This is a genomic window from Nocardiopsis listeri NBRC 13360, from assembly GCF_001570765.1.
Taxonomy (GTDB): Bacteria; Actinomycetota; Actinomycetes; order Streptosporangiales; family Streptosporangiaceae; genus Nocardiopsis; species Nocardiopsis listeri.
In genome coordinates, this window is the sequence record NZ_BCSH01000049.1 from 29,713 (window position 1) to 49,447 (window position 19,735).

Genomic DNA, 19,735 nt, shown 5'->3' on the forward strand with positions numbered 1-19,735 from the left:
GGTCTTCTTCGGAAATGGTGAAAAGTCGGGTCGGGCAGGTGGGCGATGGAACGCGGCGGCGCCTGGGGCCGGTCGGGGGGCGTGGATCACTTGTCGCGGTCCTCCCCTTCAGGGGCTCGGCCGCCCTCGGGACGCTGGGACGTACCGGTACCGGGGGCGGCCACCACGGGCGGCGGGCCGTTCAGCGCCTCGTCGAAGGCGTCCCGCAGGGTAGGCGCCGGGGGCGAAGCCAGGTCCAGCGTCACGTCACTCGCCTTCGGAGGCCCGCTCCCCTCGGTCGCCGGCGAAGACCGTCGCTCCGGTACGTGCGGAGGCGGTGATGGGGGTGCCGAAGGTACCGGCGTCGGGGGGGCCTGCCGATCGGGTCGTGCCGTGGACTCGGCCGTCGACGCGGGCTTGGCAGGCCCGGCGTCCTCGTCGGTGTAGACCCGCTCGGTCTCGGCGCGCGGACGGTTCATCGTCGCGCGCTGGGCATCGACGGCCGCCCGCTCGGCCCGGGTTCGTCCCTCCTCCTGGTCCGGGTTGGCCTCGCGTAGCGTCCGCTCCGGCCCAGTCGGTCTCAGGGATTCCCGAGCCGCCGCGCGAGCGGCGTTCCAGACCTCGAAATTTCGCAGGAGATCCCCGTGCAGGCCGTTCACCGTTGTCCGTTGGGCGGTGTACGCCGCCCGCGCGTCGTTCAGACGCCCGGCGTCGCCGCTCCGATGCGCTTCTTGGACTCCCCGCACCAGTTCCGGCAGCTTCTGACGGGCGTCGAAGTAGCTCTTCTCGGCCTCGCCGAACGCCTTCTGGGCCGTGTACAAGCCGTCCCAGAGAGCCTTGTTCGCCTCGACCCCTTCGAGGACCCCCAGTTCGCGCGCCTGGTCGTGGTCGACCCAGGCAAGGGCCTCCGACTCGACCTCGGCCATGCCGACCTGATCGCGGGAGAACCCCATGTGGCGAGTCGTGGCCACCGGAGACTCCGCCGCCACCAGCCACGTCGTCGGAACCGCCACCAGATAGGCCCGTTTGCTCCCCACGGGCGGTCGGCCGGGGTGGTCGGTCCGGGTGTTCCTCGAGGCACCCGCGGCGGACGAGACGGACGTGGATTGGGTGTCGTTCACGAAGCCCATGGACCGGTGCTCGTCGGGGGCGGATCCGATCGCGCCTCCGGTCGCCCCACCGGTGGTGGTGGAGGGACGGTCCACCGTCGTCTCATCCTTGTGGTCGCCCTTACGGGAACCTCCGTGCGCGGAGTCGACCGAGACATCGATCAACCGTGCCCCCTCCGCACGTGGCACCGCGTGCAAGCGCCAACTCAGGTCGGCGAAGGTGGCCAGCCTGTCCCGGAACAGGTTGGGCAGACCCTTACCGCCGTCGGCGGCGGGAGCGAAGTTCGCCACCAGCGCCAGTCCGGTGAGAGCCACATGGATGTTCTCCGCCCGGGGCCCCATCTTGTCGACAAGGTAGTCCCGCGCGGTACGGACGAGGGCGGGTGCGGACACGTCCTGCGGCGGCTGCCAACCCGACGCCCGCGCCGTGGCGATGTACCCGGCGGCGGTGATCGCCGCCCCGTCGCCGGCCACCGACAGTGCCTCCAGCCACGGCATCGGCGCCCGAGCGCCCGAGCGCCGGTCAGCGGCCCATTCCCCGGCCGCCGGTTCGAGCCTCTGGTTGGGCGAGGGCAGCAGCTGCGGGGCACCCGCCCGGAGCGCCTCAGCCGCCGACTCGCCGGTTCCGGTGAGGTAGGGGGCGGGATAGAGCTCACTCATCCGCCCCGCGGACGCCTCGGCGACGATGACATGGCCCTCGGTCTCCAGGTACAGGCGCAGCGAGGCATCGGTACCGATGACGGCGTAGGGACCGAAGACGAGGGTGTCCACCGTCTCGGTCGTCGAGTCCCCCGTGTTCCGTGTGGTCGAGGTCCCGCTCTGACGCGAGGCGTTGCCCATCCCGGGGAGGAGGGTCACTGATCGCTTGTCGGGGGTCTGTGACGACCGAGGCTGCTCGTCGCTGGACGACACCGTGCCGACCAGCCCGAATCCGCCTCCGACGGTGCCGTCCTTCTGCCTGCCCCGTGATTCGTTGATCTCAGTGGTGCGACTGCGCGAATCGACGAAGTCGGCCTTGGCCCCCACCCGGTCGACCTCGCCGCGCCCCCGAATGATGTCAAAGGTGATCTTGCCTTGAGACGAGGCGTGGGCCAGGCTCGTGGAGCGAACCTTCACGTCGATCGGTACGGCCCGTGCGGTGGCGTCGTCCAGTCCTCGGGCGATGTGCGCGCCGACTCGCTGGAACAGCTCCTCGCGGCTGGTCCCCGTCAGTTCCAGTCCCTCAGCGGACAGCCGCCGGAACAGATCGTCGACGACGGGTCCCGCATCGGGGCCCTGGCGGTGGTGGCCCAGCCCGACGAACCCGGGTCGCGGTTCCCAGTTCGGTCGGGGTGCGTGGTGGCCCAGTAGCGCGGTCGCGATGGGTGTGCCGTCGGTGTCGGTCCCCACGGCGTCGTCGACCAGGTCGGCCGCATAGGCCTCGGCTTCGGCGATGTAGCCGAACTCGGCCCCGGGGACCTCGGTGTGCACGCCGTGGTGTGAGGCCGTGGAGGCGCGTCGCGGTACGGTCACTCCGAGTTTCCAGTCCTTCTTGACCTCGGCCGCCTGGTCGAAGGACAGATCGGCGGTGTAGGGGAAGGCACCGCCTTGCGGGGTCACCTTGGTCGCCCGGGAGACGGTGACCGACATGGCCGTGTTCTCCGTGGCCGAGCGCGAATAGGGGGTCCACCTCCCTCCCGGCATGAGGGTGGGGTGACCGCTCCTCGCGGTGTCCGTACCGGAAGCCGGCCCGCCCCCCGGGGGAGCCTCGTCGTTGGGGTTGTGCCGGAACCGGGCGGAGAACCCCAGTGAGCGGGAGTGGCCGCCGCGGGTACCGGCCGCACCGATGTTCACCTCCCCGCTGGAGGAGATCTCCACCGTGGTCGTGGGCATCACCTCGTACAACCGAAAGTCGCCGCGTGCGGCACGGAGGACCAGGGTCGGCAGCCCCCGCCACCGCCACGCGGTGTCCACCTGCAACCGACCGCTGCGCAGCCCGAACCGCGACAGCATCTGGGGGACGTTACCGCCGAGCATGGGCGGCAACAGCAGCTGGCGCAGGTAGTCATGGGCGCCCCGCGAACGCCGCAGGAATTCCTGGAATCCCGGAATGGTGTCGGTCAGTAGCCGGTTGCCCAGCCGGTACAGATCGGGTGCGGTCACGGTACTGGTCGCGGTGGGCACACCGTCCATCGGATGCGGCGCCGGAGGCCGCGCGGTGCCCAACACGATCGCACGGGCCTCGGTGTCCGACAGACGGCGCCGGCCCGCCGTCCGGTCGGTGGTCCCGTCTTCCGTGGTGGACTGATGAATGGCCGTGGTGCGGTCGGCGACGTGCTCCACGTCCCGTCCCGCCGGGGATTCCACCTCCAACCGCGCACGTGGGCCTTGGATGGTGATGGCGTGCCCGTCGTACACGACTCCGTCCCGGGCTCGGGCTGCGGCGCCGCCGTCGTCATCGTCGATCACGGCCAGGTCGTCGGCCTTGCGGAACTTACCGATCTTGGCCATGAGGTCGACGCCGTAGCGCCACACATCGGTGTCGCCGGTGGTCTTGACCGTGCTCTCGGTCGCCCCCTTGACCCCGTGTTCCTGGGTACGTCCGCGCGGCTGCGAGGCCTCGGCCGTCGCGTCGAACATCCCGACGTTCTTTCGCGCGCCGGTCGCGTCGACCGCCGGATCCCGGCCCCGGAGCCCGATGCTGAGCTGCTCGGTCCAGGTGTGGGTGCGCTCGCGCCCGTCGGTCTGCCCGGCCGATCCCGCCACCGTGGACTCGGTCCCCATCGTCGAGGTGCCCCCGAACACGCGCCCGGTGGCGTCGGCGTACAGTCGCACCGGCACGAACGGGGGCCGGAACAGGCCGCCTCGGTTGGCCAGGGTGGGGTCGATGCTCGTGGTCTCGATCAGGAGCAGGTCGATCCCGGCCCCCGTCCACTCCTCCAGCCGCCCTTCCAGGTTGTGCGGGGTCATCGCGTCCAACACCATGATCGTGTTGGCGATGGCCTGATGGTAGTTCCGGCGCAGAACGGGGAGCTCACGCGGCGTGCGGTGGCCGTCCGGCCCCGCGCCCGGACGGCGCGCGTAGGACGTCTTGGACCCGGTGATCAGATCGGGCACCACCATCCCCGGGTGCTCATCGGCGATCCCGTTCAGCACCGCACTCGCATAGTCCTCATAGACGGTGGTGGGCCGGGGCGCGTAGTTGGTGGCACCGTTCGCCGGCGTCGCGGTCCGGTAACGGCTACCGTCCTCGTGGACCACCTCCCTGAGGGTCGTGCCGCCCCAGTGGGCAGGACGGTCCACGGCCAGGTGGTCGAAGCGGGGGACGCGCAGCGCCCCCGCTTCGTCCGTCGGCTCGTCCAGGCCGGCCATGCGTCGGGCATCGGCGACCGCGATCTGCTCGATCGACCGGCCCCACGAACTCATCAGTGTGGCGTCGCCGGAGAGCATGGCGTAGAAGACCCGCTCGACCTCGTAGGTCTCGACCTCTTTGGAATGCGCCTTGGCCGTCTGGGCACCCTCCGTCGAGAGGGCCCTGGTCGACACGGCGTCGATTTTGTAGGAGGCATCGAAGTGGGGCAGGTTGAGACGGAGGGTGCCTTGGAGCAGGGTCACGACCGCACCGAACCCGGCGCCGATCGTCAGGTTGGTCGACCGCTTCGCCGTCAGGCCCGCTTTCTTGTCGCCCTTTCGACTGCGGCTGAAGGACGCCTTCCCCGGCGCGTCCTCGACCCTCGTCAGCTCCCGAGGGACCGACCACATGAAGAGGACTCGCGGCACACCGTGGACGTCGGCGACCAAGGCCATCGGCGTCGGTCCGCGGTCCAGCGACGCAAGGTTCTCCTCAAGGGCATCGGGGGTCGTGGCACGGTCCAGGTCGGCGCTACTGGGGTTGTTTCGGTCGACGCCGAGTTGCTGGCGGATCTGCCCTTTCAGGCCATCGATGGGCTCGACGGCGAGCGGGTGCCCGCTGCCCACCCGGGTCCCCTGCCCGTTCTGTGTACCCGGGATGCGGGGCCCGTTGTCGAAGGGGTCGGGCAAGACGATGCGCTCCGGGGCATCGGTGGCGGCGTCGACGGCCGCGTCACGGTCCTTGAGCCCGCCGGGAATGGACATGCTCAGCCCATCGGGTTCGACCACGCTCAAGACCACCGGACGCTCGGACAGTTCCACGTCGGCGCTGCCCGGGTGGTCCCGGAACCGGTCCGCCATCCCCTGGAGGCCACCGCGTGGGTCGGCGGGCGGGTCGACGGGCGGGTCGACGGTCAGTTCCACCCGGAGATCGCTCAGGAACTCCTCGAGGTCGCCCTTCAGTGACACCTCGCTCCTGCCGGCGGCTCCGTCACTGACCGAGTAATTGGTGGAGCGCTGGTTGTGAGCCCCCTTGATCGAGAAGCTGAACGCGGGACCGACCGCCGAATCAGATGGGGCCAGCCCGTAGGCGGTGATTTTGAACGACCCGCCGACTGCGGCCGTGGAGGTCGCCGCGCCCTTCCTCGACACCTTGGTCTTGTGCTCCGCCGTGCTCTTGGTCTTCACCCTGGGAGCGCTGTCCGGCCCCTCCTCCGTCGCGAGGCCGGATTCGGGTGCGAGACGCCAGGAATCGCCCTCCGGTGACAGTTTCAGGATGACCCTCCGTTCGCCACCACGGCCCGGGATGGTGAAGGTGTGGCCTCCCGGGGCGAAGTAGGGCCGGGAGTCGCGCGCGAAGTCGGCGCGCACCCGCCGCTCGATGGCGTTGATCTCGCCGTGGGAGAGCCGCCCGCTGAGGTCGGCGCGCGCCCTGCTGAGGTCGGCCCGAATCCGGGCGACGATCCGGTCCGCGGCGGGACCGATGAGCGGGGAGTCGATCTGTCCGCTCCTCAGCAGGTAGTTCAGCCTTCGGCCGGGGGTCGGAAGCGGGGTCGAGGACGGGGCTGCGGCCGGGTCCGGACTCGGCGGCGTGGTGGCCTCCCGGTCTTCGGGGTTCCGTGCCCGCCCGGAAACGTCGTCCCGCCGCTTCGGCGGCCGGACCGGGTCGGGACCGTCCTGGCCGGTGCGCCGTGGGCGTGGACGCGGCGGGACCACCGGGGGTTCCGTGCCGCGCGTCGAATCGGCTCCGGTCGGTTGGGCCGACTGGGCCGGTTGGGAAGGCGCGGGCGGTGCGTCGGTGACGTCGGAACGGTCCTTGGGCGCGGCGTCAACGGTCACCGGAGGGTGCTGTGGTGCGCCCGGCTCCTGCCCATGGGACGCCTCGGTCACCTCCGGGACACCCGGGACCGGTTCCGGAGCCGTCTGAGGAACCGGTTCACTGCCGGGGGCCCGTTCCTCAGCGCCGCTCGTGTCTCGGGCATTCCCAGGTGTGCGGGCGGTGTGAGTGTCCGGCTCCGCCCCTCCCGCACGGGCGACCTCGGGCCCGATATCGGTGGGACGCTCGCGGGTCGGTTCGTCCAGCTCGCGGTCCGCGGCCCGCTTCGCGGCCTCGGCGCGCAGCCGCGCCCGGCGGGCCAGCTCGCCCATGTGTTCGGCCAGACGGTCGGTCCGTATCGCCTGGTCCTCGCGGACCGCGGCATCGGTGGTCATGTCCTCGACACGCGACGAGGTGGTGGGCGCGGCGTCCCGTGCGGCCGCCGCTGTCCGGATCGCGCTCTCGTCGGCGAGGTCGCGCTCCGTATCGGCCCGCAGCCGTGCCTGCTCCGCTTCTGCCTCCAGCGTCTCGGCCTCGAGTCGCTCGGCGGCGGCGGGGTCGGGCCGCTTGCCCCGACGAGCACGCGCGAGTTCGCGTTCGTGCTCGGCGTCGGTCCTCTCCCGGACCGGGTCGGGATCGCCGACGACCGTCGGAACGTCCTCGTCGCGGGAGCTTTCGGCCGGCTCCGTGACGTTCCGCGTCCCGAGGGTGTCCGTACCGTTCTCGGAAGGGGCCACCTGGTGATGGGCGTCCCCATGCACCGAGCCGTCACGACCCGTGCGGGACTTCGGGTTGAGCACGCCGCCCCACGAGTCCGCCAAGGACGGCTGTGGCTCAGTGGCGGGCGGCGTCCGCCCCGACGTAACCGGGGGCGTCGGCGCGGTCGCGTTTCCGTCCTGCGGCGCGACCCGGGTCGCCTCACGTACGGACGGATCGGGCGTGGTCTCGGCCGGCTCGGTGGCGGTGGCGGTGTCGGTGTCGGTGTCGAAGTTGTCGGGACTCAGGGGTACGAACCGGCGCGGGTCCGAGTTGCCCACCACGGGCTCGGGGTCGAGATATGCGCGGTCCAACCCGGCCATCGCGTCCGTCGGCTCCGGCACGGGCTCGGGAAGGTCGGCGGGATCGGTGGAAGCGGTCACCGGGTTCCCCCGTTCCTCGTGCCCGCCCTCCGTCTCCTGGGCGGGCACGAACTCCGCTGGACGATTGTGGGGGTCGGCCGTGAAGGGGGCGGGTGCTCCCGCGCCTCCCGGAGGCATCTGCTGTCGGGGCGGCACCGTCGAAGCGGGCACGGTGTTCCTGGGGCCGGGCCTGTTCATGGGCACATACCACCGGGCCAGCTGCTGCGCAGCGGGGACCAGGAGGCTCTCGGTGGCCCATTCTTTCAGCTGGGAGTCCACCTGATCCTTGGTCAGCAGGACGTCCGGATGCCCTGGGACGGCCACCTTGATACCCCGCAGCGGCCGGCCATTGTAGTAATGGTCGTATCTCTCACCGAGGACGTCCAGAGCGACCTGTTCCAGCACGGGCCGTGGCAGAGGTCCCAGACCGTCCAGCACCGAATTCTGCCGCGGGCCGTCCACAGGTAGCAGAGTGGCCACGACCGCTGCGCGGCCGGCCTCGGGCAGGGCACCGATCCATTTGCGACCCCACACCCGCGCACCGTGATCGTGGAAGACGCGGAGCCCCTTCACCAGGGTGTTCCCGACTCTCCAGCGCTCCAGCGCAGCCTCGACATCACGCGCCGAAATAGCACGGTGCCCGTTCCCGGCGGGGATGTCGGTGAACGGTCCCTGTCCGAAGGCACGATCAAAACCCGCCGCGAAGATGCTGAGCGCGAGGTTGCCGTTACCGGGGTCGCTCGAACCGGAAAGGCCCTGAGCGAGTGAGCGCATCGCTCCCGGGGGAAGCGCCCTGATCAAGGCCGTGGAGGGCAGAAGGGCATCGAACAGACCGGCGGACGCCATCACCGTGTCCATCGCCCTCAGCAGCCGACCGTCGGCCCGCCAACCGTTGAACTCCGCTTCGAAAGCGGCACGGACCTGGGTTACGCGGGAATCGGCGCCGGAGTCGGCAGAGTGTTTACGGGCCACGGTCGCACGCGCGTCGGCGGCACGCGCCGCCTCTTCGAACTCGACCGCGCGAGCATCGGCCTCCCGAGCCCTGGTGTCCTCCCCGGAGGCACGGGCCTGCGCGGCACGCACCCCCTCACGACGGGCCGCGACACGCGCGTCAGCGGCGATACTCATCTGTTCACGAACGGCACCACGCGCCGCGGCGTCCGCAGGAGCCACGAACTGTTCGGCAACCCGGTCGGTGCCCCAACCGCGAGCGAACACGTCGATGACCAGGGCGAACCGATCGAACACCTTGAACCGCCGCGGGTCGGACGTGCCCAGGCCGGGTTCGAGGAGATGGACAATGTGGAACTTGTCCTCGTCTTTCATGTGGGCCCAACGTGGTGGCGCGTAGTCCGAGGTGCCGTGGTCCATGACCGAAGCGATGGTGTCGGCGTACCGGGTTCGCAGGGTAGGGTCCTGGACCTTCCGAACCCGCCCCTCGGAGAACCTGGTCCAGCTGTTCGTCATCAGACCACCGTCGACACGTACTGCGCCGGCACCCCGACGCCAGCGAAAGACCGAACGCGGGTCGAAATACTCGTCCATCAACCCGAGCCAGTGCGCGGTCTCATGTACGGCTGCTTCCACCGGGTACCCGTCGTGCCAGCTCCTCATGTGCAAACCCGGGATGTCCTTGGACTGGGCCGCGTCTTCGTAGTGGCGCACGATGGGAGTAGCGTGCAGGTCGTGCGAGGGTGTGGTGTCCTTGGCGAGTTCGAGGCGGACGTGCAGCTGGTCGCCTGTTCCGGGCAACGGGTCGGTGCCGGGCACCGTGATCTCGTTGCCCTTCAGGTCCTTCGGGTCGCGAACGCTGTCCCTGCCGAACAGCGTCTCGAACAGGTCCTCGCCGAGCCGGTGCACCACCGCACCGCTCTGGTCGAGGAGGCTCCCGTCCCCACGCAACCGGAACCGGCCATTGAACATGGCGTCCAGCTTCTTGGCATAGTCCTTGAGATAGGCGTCGAACTGTCCCTTCGTCATGCTCGGGTGGCGGATGGGCCGCACGCGGAAGGTGATCTCCCGGACATGGGTCGGGCCATCCTTCCCGGTCTTCTTGCGGTACCGCTCGGGGATCGGGATCCGCCGGTGCTCGAACCTGCGCGGAGCGACCCACTTGGCTTTCATATCCGCCGAGACGAAGCGCGGCACGCCCAGGGCCGTGCCCTCCGCCACCACCCCCGCCGGATTCTTGAGGGCACCGTGCGCATCGAAGTCGTTCTCGCCCAGCGGCCGGGCCGCGCGGGCGGACCTTTGGATCTCGGCCCCCGCGGGACTCACGTGTGCACCTACCTGGTGGACCCGCGCAGCCGCCCGCGCGATCTCCCACTCGTCCCTACCCGCCCCCCGCCACTTCGCCGGGTTCCCCACCACCTTGTGTTCATGGTCGGAAAGCGGGACCTCACCCTGAGGATCGGTCCACCACCGTGGCGGTCGTGTCCCCGCCATGGTCTCGATCCGGTCCAGCGTCCGCCGCGCCACGTACGGGTGGTCCTCGCCCCGTGCCGGGTCCCCGTCCAGCATCCCCAGCCGACGCAGCACCTCGCCGATCCCTGCAACCTCGAGAGCGCCGGAGGGAGCAGGGTCCTGCGCGCCGTCCTGTGAGGACGGCATCGTAGACCAGGTCAAAGTGGCGTGGACCTGGTCGAGCGGGTGGTCGCTCTTCAGCACCACGACGGACACATGGAGTTGTTCGCCGCTGCGCGGAAGCACGTACTTGCGGTTGAACAGTTCCTCGACGTATCGCTTCACCTGCATGGTGGCCGCGAGCGCGCCCGGCTCGTCCACGCCGTCGCCCGCGGCGGCGCGCACCCTCAGCAGAACGTGTCGGAAGGATGCCGGATCACCCTGGTCACCCTCTCCCTCACCTCGGACGGCCTCGATCGGGGCGGACAGGAAAAATCGAGCGTCGAACGCCACCTTCGCGCGTATGCGGCCACGGCCGGTACCCACCTCGACGCTCAGCGGAGGGGCGTCATCCGGCAGCTTGAGGGCGTCGGCGAAGTCACGGGAGAACCAGCGTCCCTCCATCTTCGGATCAGCGTCCCCCCTCTTCCTCTTCCTGGCCCAATTCTGGTCGAAATCGGACAAGCCGTCCCGGATGGGCGCGGCGTTCTCAATGCGTTCCAGCGTTTGACGCGCCACGAACGGCTCTCCCCGGCCGCGCGTCGGGTCATGGTCGAGCAATCCCAACCGCCGCAGGAGGTCGCGTGTTCCCCGGTCGTCGTCCGCCGGCCCGAGAACACTGGACGGCGCCCCATCGACCTCGGGCGGAACCCGGTACCATATGACATCGGCATGGTAAGGCTGCCCGAGTTCGGCCGGCTCCACGGACACATGCAACTGATCACCGCTGTGCGGCAGCACGTACAGGCCGTTGAACAAGGCCTCGATTCGCTGCTTCAACGTCGCGGCGGCCGCCGTCGCGGCGTCCCGGGAGAAGACTTTGGGGTTGACACGCACGCGCAACCGCACCTGGACCTGGCGAACGTAGCGGCTATCCGCACCGTCCTCACCAGGGACCTCGACCACGGAGGAGTCGAAGAAGGGGCGGTGGACCTCCACTTCCGCACGCACCCGGCCGTGGGAGGTGTCAAGTTCGAAGTTCATTCGGGAAGGCGCCCCATCGGGCTCCTCTACGAAGGGGTAGGAGCGCACCCACTCCGACCGGACCGCCTCCTGTCGCGGATAGAACGTGGGCAGGTCGTCCCAGACGGGCGCCGGCTCCCGGAGAAGGAATCGCGGCACACGCCCACCGCGACCGGTGCCTCCCGCCGTCGAACCGCCCGCCACCGAAGTCCCCGCACCGATCTCGGGACTCGCGGTGAACCGGACCGGCGACGTGGCGGGATCCCGCCGCCCTTCGCCCGGAGCCTGCACGGTCCTGGCGTGCACAGGTCCCCCACCTGAGTCGGAGCCGCTGCCGGAATCCGTGGCGACGTACTTGACGTAGTCGGCACTGTCGGCGGTGACCCACTCGACACCCGAGAGGTAGTCGGTATACCTGGGGTCGACCTTCCAGTTACCCTTCCGGAACTCACCGAAGCGGCGCCTGTCATCGACTTGACGGGGATCTTGAGCCGCGATGTGGGAGGCCAGACGAGAGCGCATCTTGCCCGGTCCGGTGAACTGGGCGGCAACACCCCTGGCTTGTTCCGCCTGGGTGCCCTCGAGCTGCGGCAGCGGTCGTGGGACGGCGTTGCGGATCTCGTCGGTGAGGGCCAGCCCGGAGATCATCTCGTTCAGGAAGCGTGAGCCGGGTGGAGCGACGATGAGGTTGTTGTTGAAGTCTCCCAAACGCCACTGGTATCGGGCGGGTGTGGGAAGCCCGGCCTCGCCGGCTCCGGTGAGCAGCCCCAGCTCCCGCACCTTCCGCTGAACCTGGTTCTCCTGTTCCTGATCGCGCAGCAGCGGAGCGAGCATGGGCACGGAGTCGGTGCCCATCGACGGCAGGGAGCGGCCCAGGTCGATCGTTCCCGGGCCGATGTCGGAGTCGACGTGCATCCCGCCGTGGGTGACCAGGGCGTGATAGCGGACGATATCCGACTGCATCGGCCACACCTCCCGCTCAGCTGCGAAGTCGTGTAGCTCGCGTGCTCCGCCCTTGATACCGAGGGCGTCGGCGGGGGATGTCGAGACCTCCACCACCGGCAGACCATCGTCCCCGATCGTGCCCGCCAAATCGGAGAACAGCGCTCTGTTACGTCGACCCGCCGAATCGTCCGTCCACAGACGGACCGTCCAGCCCGCCTCCGCGGCACGGGCGACCCAGTCCCGCATGTTCTGCGCGCTGGCCTCGGGAATCTTTCCGTGGAACCAGTTCATGTGCAGGATGCGGGGCACCTGTTGGCCGCTGTCTCCGGGGGCGCCGACGACGATCCGCGGCGCGGGTGGTGCGACGGTGCGCAGTTCCGCGGAACGGTCGGTCTCCTTCCCACCCTGCCCCCTCGATGGGGCCAGAACGGTGGGGACCAGGTCATCCGCGATGACGCCGATCTTGTGTACGTCTCGCTTCTGGACGAATTCCTTGTACGCGCTGGAGACCTGCTCCCCGCGAGTCCCCGCCGTGTCGGAGGCACCGGCCCGACTGCCGTGGCCCCGCACCTCCGTGGCGGGCAACTGCCTGTTGTGCAGCAACGCCCAGTAGGCTTCGTTGACCCTGCGATGGGCGAAGTCCTTGATCTCCGATCGGCCGGCCTCGCTCAGCGCGGCTTTGCTCCTGGCGAACGGCACCGTGAGCACGTCGTTGTGGTCCGCGGGAGGCGGTGGTGCGATGCGGACCGTGGCGGGCGCTTTCGCGGACACGACGTCCGGCGGCTCGAGCGGCACCGGCCGCCCCGTCCTCACGGGAACCGTCCGCTGCCCGGCCCGCCTGGTGGAGGCTCGGGCGAGGACATCGTCGGGAACGACGACACCGGAGTTCCGTAGGATGTTCAGCACATCGGCCAGCGTTCCCTGCTTCCGCCATGCCTTGAGCTGCTCGTACACCTGCGTCGCGGTCACTTGGACTCGTGAGCCGTCCGGAACGGTGATGGTGAGTTCTCGTGCCGGTGCACGATACAGCATCTGGTCGAACCCGGCGCTGAACACCTCCAGGGCCACGTGGCTCAGCCCCGCCTGGTCCAAGCCCCGGTCCAGGCCCAAACCCAGGCCGCCAAGGGCCGGAGCCGATCCGGACCACAAACGGCGGGCGACCCCCTCCTTCGCTCCCTCCGGCAGGGCTCCGATCCACTCTCTGCCCGTCACCTCCAGGTCGCTGTCGGCGAGCACGATGAACGCATCGATCAGCTCACCTTCGCCACGCCACTGGTCGATCTGCCTCTTGACATCACCGGCCGTGATGTGGGTGCGTCCCTGAACGCCGGGGATGTCCTCGATCCGTGCGCGACCTGCGATGTGGTCACGCCCAGCGGCGAAGATGGCCAGCGCGTCGGCGTAGGCCAGATCAGTGGAATCGGTCAGTACGTCTTCGAGCACGCCCCGCATGGCCCCGGGCAACACGTCGATCATGGCCGAGGTGGGAACGCGCACCCCGTTCCGGTCCGCGAGGTCCATCGCCCGTGCCAGCCGACCGCTCTCCCGCCAACCGTCGAGCTTCGCTTCGAAGGCGGCACGGGCTTGGGCGAGACGGGCATCGACACCGGAGTCGGTCGCACGCGCACGGGCCTGGGACGCACGCACGTCAGCGGCACGCGCCGCCGCCTCGAGCTCGCCCGCACGAGCGTCAGCCGCCCGGGCTCCGGCTTCGTCACCAAGGGCACGGGCCTGCGCGGCACGCGCCCCCTCACGACGAGCCTCGGCACGCGCGTCGGCGGCGACACCGAGCTGCTCCCGAACGGCACCAAGCGCCGCGGCGTCCCCGGGAGCCACCAACTGTTCGTTGCCCGTACCACGAGCGAACACGTCGACGGCCAGAGAGAACCGCTCGAACACCTCGAATCGCCGCGGATCGTTCTCGGTCAGACCGGGGTCGAGGATCCAGAGGATGTCCGACTTCACTTCGGCGGACAGCTCGGCGACCCGTGGTGGCCGCGTGTGATCCGATGTGCCGTGTTCCACCATCGAGGTGATCGTGTCGAGGTACCCGTTCAGCACGACGGGGTCGCGGTGTTTGTAATGCCTTCCGTCAGCTCCGCGCCCCAGCCATCCGTTGCCCATGAGGCCGTACCCATGGTCATCGTCGCCGGAACGCACCGCATTGGCGTCCCGGCTCCCTCGGAAGACCGTGCTCGAATCGAAGTACTCATCGAGTAGCCCCAGCAAGTGCGCGGTCTCATGGACGCCCGCTTCCACCGGGAACAACGCGTTCCAGGTATCGGTGTCCATGCTGCTCTCCCCCGGCCGGGAAGCCAGGTAGATCTCATGGTGGACCTGGTCATCGGGGGTGGAATCGTCGGCCAGGAGGATGCGGATGTGCAACTGGTCCCCGCTCCCGGGTGGGGGCGACTCGGCGCCCGAGACCGAACCGGCCACCTCCATGTCGTCCAGGTCCGGTCTGCTCCCCTCGCCGAAGAGGGTGTTGAACAGGTCGTCACCGAGTTTGTGCACCCGAGTGCCGTTCGCACCCACGACGGTTCCGTCCCCGCGGATTCGGAAGCGCCGGTTCCACATGGCGTCCAGCGTGGCCGTGTACTCCCGTAGGTAGGTCTCGTACTGCTCTGGCGTCGTGGTGCCTTCGTCGCGGTGGATCCGCGGGCGGAAGGTGAGCTCCAGGACATGGGTCGGGCCTCCCTGCGTTCGTTTCTCCTCAGGGATCGGGATCCGTGCCCATTCGAACCTACGGGCGGCCCACCGGGGGTTCATTTCGGCCTTGACGAACCGTTCCGGATCACCGGACCGGGCGTCGGGGTTGTCCACCACCGTCGCCGGGTCGACCGGGTCACCACCGGGGCCGATGTCCAGCGGTCGGGCCGCGCGGGAGTCGATCCCGGGATCGGCCAATGCGGCGCTCACGTTCGGCCCGCCCACCTGGTGGACGGGCACACCGGCCCGTGTGCCCTCCCACACGGACGGATCCACCAGGCCGGTGTGCACCTGAGCGGGTGCGACGCTCTGGGGGTCGACCCACCGGCGCGCCGGACGCGGTTCCACCATCGTCTCGATCCGGTCCAGTGTCCGCCGCGCCACGTACGGGCGGTCCTCACCGCGTGCCGGGTCCCCGTCCAGCATCCCCAGCCGACGCAGCACCTCGCCGATCCCCCGGCCGTCGGTGTCCGGCCCCAGAGCCGGTGGCGGTGAACCATCGGCCGCGGACGGCGCCGGGGACCAGGACACCCAGGCGTGCACACCATCAAGCGTGCCCGACGTCACCGGAACGACGGTCACGTTCAGTTGCCGCCCACCACGCGGCAACACGAACTTGTCGTTGAACATCGCCTCGACGTGCTGGTTCAGGGCCCGCGACGCGGCGGCCTGGGCCTGCTTGTCCATACCGGCTTGAGCGGGAAGGCTCAGGACCCGCAGCTTCACGTCAAGAACCGAGGACGGCCCTCCGTCATCGTCACCCTCACGGTGGATCTCCCTCGTGGTGGACTCGAAGAAGAGGTTCTGGATCCGCACCCGGGCACGCATCGGGCCCTTCTCGGTGTTCACCTCGACCGTCAACGGCGGCGCGTCCGCAGGTGGCTTCAGGGTGTCCGCGAAAGGTCCCGAGAACCTTCGCACCTGTGGCTTCGACTCCTGGCCCCACTGGTCGGAGCCGGGCAGGTCTGCCACACGCGGCGCGGGGTCGCCGGGTCGGTGGTTGACGGGCGGCCCGAACATCGGGGCGCCTGCGGTCTTCGGGACCGGAGTCCGCGTGACGGCGGTCACCGTACGGTCCGCGACTGGATCCGCGGACCGCGTGGCGGGCGGGTGCGCGGAGGCGACCTCCGGTGGATCGAACCGCACCGTTCGTCCCGTCTCCAGGGGAACCGTCCGCTGCCCGATCCGTCCGCCCGAATCGGTGAACCCGCCATGCTGGTCGCCGCCCGTGCGGTCATGCCTGGAATCGTGGTGGCCGCCGTTGCCGTCGAAGCGGCTGGATGTCGTGGCGCCCTCGCGAGCGGCGGGCAGGGAGTCGGGGGCGACCTCGACCATCATGTGCCATTGCCCGTCGCGATGGACGGCGTCGACGATCGACCACTCCAGATCACGGCCGAGCACGAGCTCCCGCTCCTGAACACCGTAGGTGGACAGCCGTTCCATCCAGATGGCGGGTGTGCCCGCGGGAATCCGCATGTAGAGCACCGCCTCGTTGTTGTCGAAGGACGGGGCGGCGCGTCCCAGGGCGGTGGAGAGGTAGCCCCTTTCGTGGAAGCGGGTTCCTTGGTCCACCATGTCCTGGGGAGACATGGGCAGGTGACTGATTCCCATGCCGCGGGTCACCATGACGTCCTCGGGCACCGGCCTTCCGGCCAGCGCCCGGTCCATCCTCCGGATGTACTGCCGGGTCTCGGAGTCGAGGCGACCGCCGGAGCGAAGCGCGGTGTTCATCTGGCGGTAGGTGCCCGCAGCCGTATAGGCGCGAACCGCGTCCGCCTCGCGTTCGGGTAGGTCTTGTACGTATCCGTCCCAGTGGTCACGGCCGAACCCGATCGCCTCCGCGTTGTCGGCGAACGTGCGAACGCGCGGCGCAGTGGTGCCGACCCCCCAAAGACCGTCGAATTCCAGCAGTCCACCGACGACGGGCGGCAGCCCCGTGCCCGCCGGTCCGGACAAGAAGGGGTTGTGCGTGGGGATTCCCGGAACATGGGGGTGCGGGTTCCTCTGGACCGGCTGGGCGGGAGCGGCGTCTGATTCGTCCGAGTGGTAAAAGGCGTCTTCGGAGCTCTGGTCGTCGAGGTCGTCCAGGGTCCAGTCGCCATCGATGGGCGCGCGGTCGCCCCGTCCTTGGTGGGTTGACGGGTGGCCGGAGGTCGGCCGCGAAGGGTACCCGCCGTAGCCGCCGCCCCCTTGAGGGGTCGGGGACGTGGACGGGGAGAAATCGAAGATCTCACCGTCGTCGACCGAGGTCGGGTACTGACCATTGGAGCCGTCGTCATAGTCCGCGAAGCCGTCGTCGTAGGAGCGACGGTAGTGGAACCGATCGGCGAGGTTCACCGAGAGGGCGGGGGTGTCGCCAGGGGAGGGAAGAACGTCGTCGAGCGCGTACCGGTACTCGGTGAGGTCGGCGATGACCTCACCGATCGTGGGAGGTTGATCCTTGCCCCCCTTGGGGTCCTGCAAGGCTCCCAGGTCCAATCCCCTGGGAGGGTTCCCCCGCCACGGATCATCGGGGTCGACGGGTTCGGACTCGGTCCGCGAAGGTGCGGGCGGGTCGTCGTACAGGCCTCCGAGCTCGTCGAGGTCGGTGAGTGGGGACGGTGTCCGAGGGGCCTCGGTCGTGCCCTCGTGCGGACCGTCGGCGACCTCGGACCCGACCCGCTCGGGGTCGGACTCGGGTACCCGATCCGTCATGGGACGATCCGGGTCGCTCTGGGTGTCGGTCCTGTTCGAGTCCGCGGACGAATCGGTATCGCCGGTGGTGCGGACCGGACCGGCGTCCGGGGAGTGGGACGGTGCGTCCGCTTCCGAGGACGGGGCCTGTGTCCGCGCTGCCTGGGAGGCGGTGCCCTCGCCGCGTGGGGTCGAGCCGGGCCGGGAGGCTCCCGCACCGTCACCACCCTGCGCGGGCGGGGGCGTCCCCGTCATCGCGGACGGAGCGCCCGTGAACCCGTCCCCGGCGACCGGGACGTCGAACGGGTGGTCGCGTACCTCGTCCGTGTCGGTTACGTCCTGCGGCGTCCCGGTGTCGGGAGGGGCGACGACGTCCGAGGGTCCGTCGACGAGCGGCGTGTCCCCGCCGTCGTCCTCGAACCGGGACATGGACGGATCCTCCATGCGCGGGGGCGGAGCGGCGGGGGCGTCCGTACCGCCGGTGTCCTGGCCCTGGGGCGCCCCGGACGATGGCTCCACCGTCGGGTCGCCACCGTCCCGAGCCGTGACCGGAACCTCGGGACGCGACGGCACGTCCGGCGGTGGCACCGGGCGCACGCGCTCGTCGGTGTCGGGTACGTCTCCGCTCCCGGGCGAGTCGGCGGGGTTCCGGAGATCGGCGTTCTCGGCCTCGGGGGTTCCAGGGCCCGCGTCGGCGCCCGACTGCGCCTCGCCGCCCTCGGGCCCGTTGCCGCGCCCAGGGGCACCCGGGCCTCCCCCACTTCCGGAGCCACCGGTTCCTCCGGAGCCGCCCGTGCTCCCACCACCGGTCGACGCCTCGGAGTCGTTGGCGGCGCCCACGGAATCCGATTCCATGACCGGCGGGGGCGGGGCGTCCACCGTCGTGTTGGACCCGAACAGGTTCTCCAGGGCGTCCAGGCCCTTGATGCCGCCCAGGACGCCGCCCGTGGTCAGGGCCACGTTCGCAGCCCCGGCTACGGCCGACATTCCGTTCGCGTCGAACTTGTGGTCCTCTGAGAGGACCATGTTGCTGAACCCCTCGCCCAGGTAGTTCGACCCGGCCGCTTCGGCGACGTTGGTGCCGAAGTGCGCGGCGGTGCGCCGCCAGTTGTCGGCGAATTCCGTCAAGCCTTTGGCGGTCCCCTCGGGCAGGGTCTGGGACAGGAAGGCACGGGTCTCCGGCGACAGTTGTCGACCTCCCAGGCCCGTGGGCGCGTCGTCCAGTACCCGCGCGAGGGAGCCACCGATGTCGCGTGTACCCCAGTTGGCGACGAAGGTGTCGGCGTAGTTCCGGCCGAGGTCGCGCGCGGCGTCGCGGCCGAGCCGGTCACCGAGGTTGCTCTCGAACACCTTCCCGACGTCGTCGCGAAATCGCGCCGTGGTGGCGACGTTGTCCCAGGGTCTGGGGTTGCGCCCGAAGGGCCGTGCCAGGTCGGAGGCGTTGCGGGCGAGCGCGTCGGCCATGTCGTCGGCGAGGCGCGGCGGCACCGTTTCGGGTGTTCTCACGGGGGGCGGCGTGCCGTTGACGTCCGCGGCGTCGGTGCGGGACGGCGGTACCGGCGCGCCATCGCCTCCACCGGAGGTCGGTTGCGGGGTCGGTTCGTCGCGGCCTCCCTTGGGCGTCGGTGTGCCTCCGAGCTGGTCCTCCCCACCGATCTTCGGCGACGGCGCCCCGTTCCCGGGGAGGTCCTCGGGACCCGGTCCCCTGCCTCCAACGTGCGACGGCGCGGTGTCCGGCTCGATTTTGAAGTAGTTCTTGAGGATGCCGCCGAAGTTGTCGGTGATCCAATCGGCGAACCTCCCACCGAGCCAGCTGAACCCGGCCGAGAAGAGACCATCGAAGACGCCGCCGACACCCGCCGCCGTGCTGAGCTCGTCGTCGTTGCCCTTCCTGTTGCCCTTGGCTATCTGGGCCCGCTGAATGAGCTGGTCCATGGTCATCGCGAAGGTGACGCTGACCACCAGGTGCACCAACAACGTGTTGAACAGGAATCTCAGCAGCTGCTGGATGGCCAGGCTGGCGATCCGCTCGAAGACGGGGATCATCGTCAGGCTCGCCCCGAAGGTCCACTTGGCCATGGCGATGGCCCAGGCGATCTCCAGGGCGAGCTGGATCAGCTGCCCGATGATCATCCACTTCACGTACTCGACCTGGTTGGCCGCCTCACGAACGAAGTCGGCGAGCTGGTGGGCCGCGTCTGCGGCGGCCTTGACGTAGTTGGTGTTCCCCGCCGTGAACTTGTCGATCGATTCTTCGAAGTAGTCGGCGGCACGACTGTCGAAGGTGGTGCGTACCCGGCGCTTGACGGAGGTGACGAGCGGCGGGATCTCGGTTTCGATCCGGCCGCCCGTCTGGTCGAGGAGATCGGCGAGTGCACGCAGCGTCGTTTCGTCCGCGGTGAACCACTTCGAGCCCGTCAGCCCGTAGAAAAGGTTCCGCAGACCCGACGGCAACTGCATTCCCATACCGG

1 protein-coding gene is annotated in these 19,735 nt (G+C 69.8%); it reads right to left on the reverse strand.

Annotated features, from left to right (window positions below; all coding sequences use genetic code 11):
• Positions 1-86 precede the first annotated feature (86 nt).
• Positions 87-19,730 (reverse strand): ADP-ribosyltransferase, encoded by a 19,644-nt coding sequence (locus NLI01S_RS16145; protein ID WP_157091051.1) that lies wholly within the window; start codon positions 19,728-19,730, stop codon positions 87-89.
• Positions 19,731-19,735: the final 5 nt, after the last annotated feature.

Excerpts from the sequence above, each read along its gene's own strand:
- NLI01S_RS16145 (WP_157091051.1), bottom strand. The coding sequence starts at position 19,730 with ATGGGAATGCAGTTGCCGTCGGGTCTGCGGAACCTTTTCTACGGGCTG.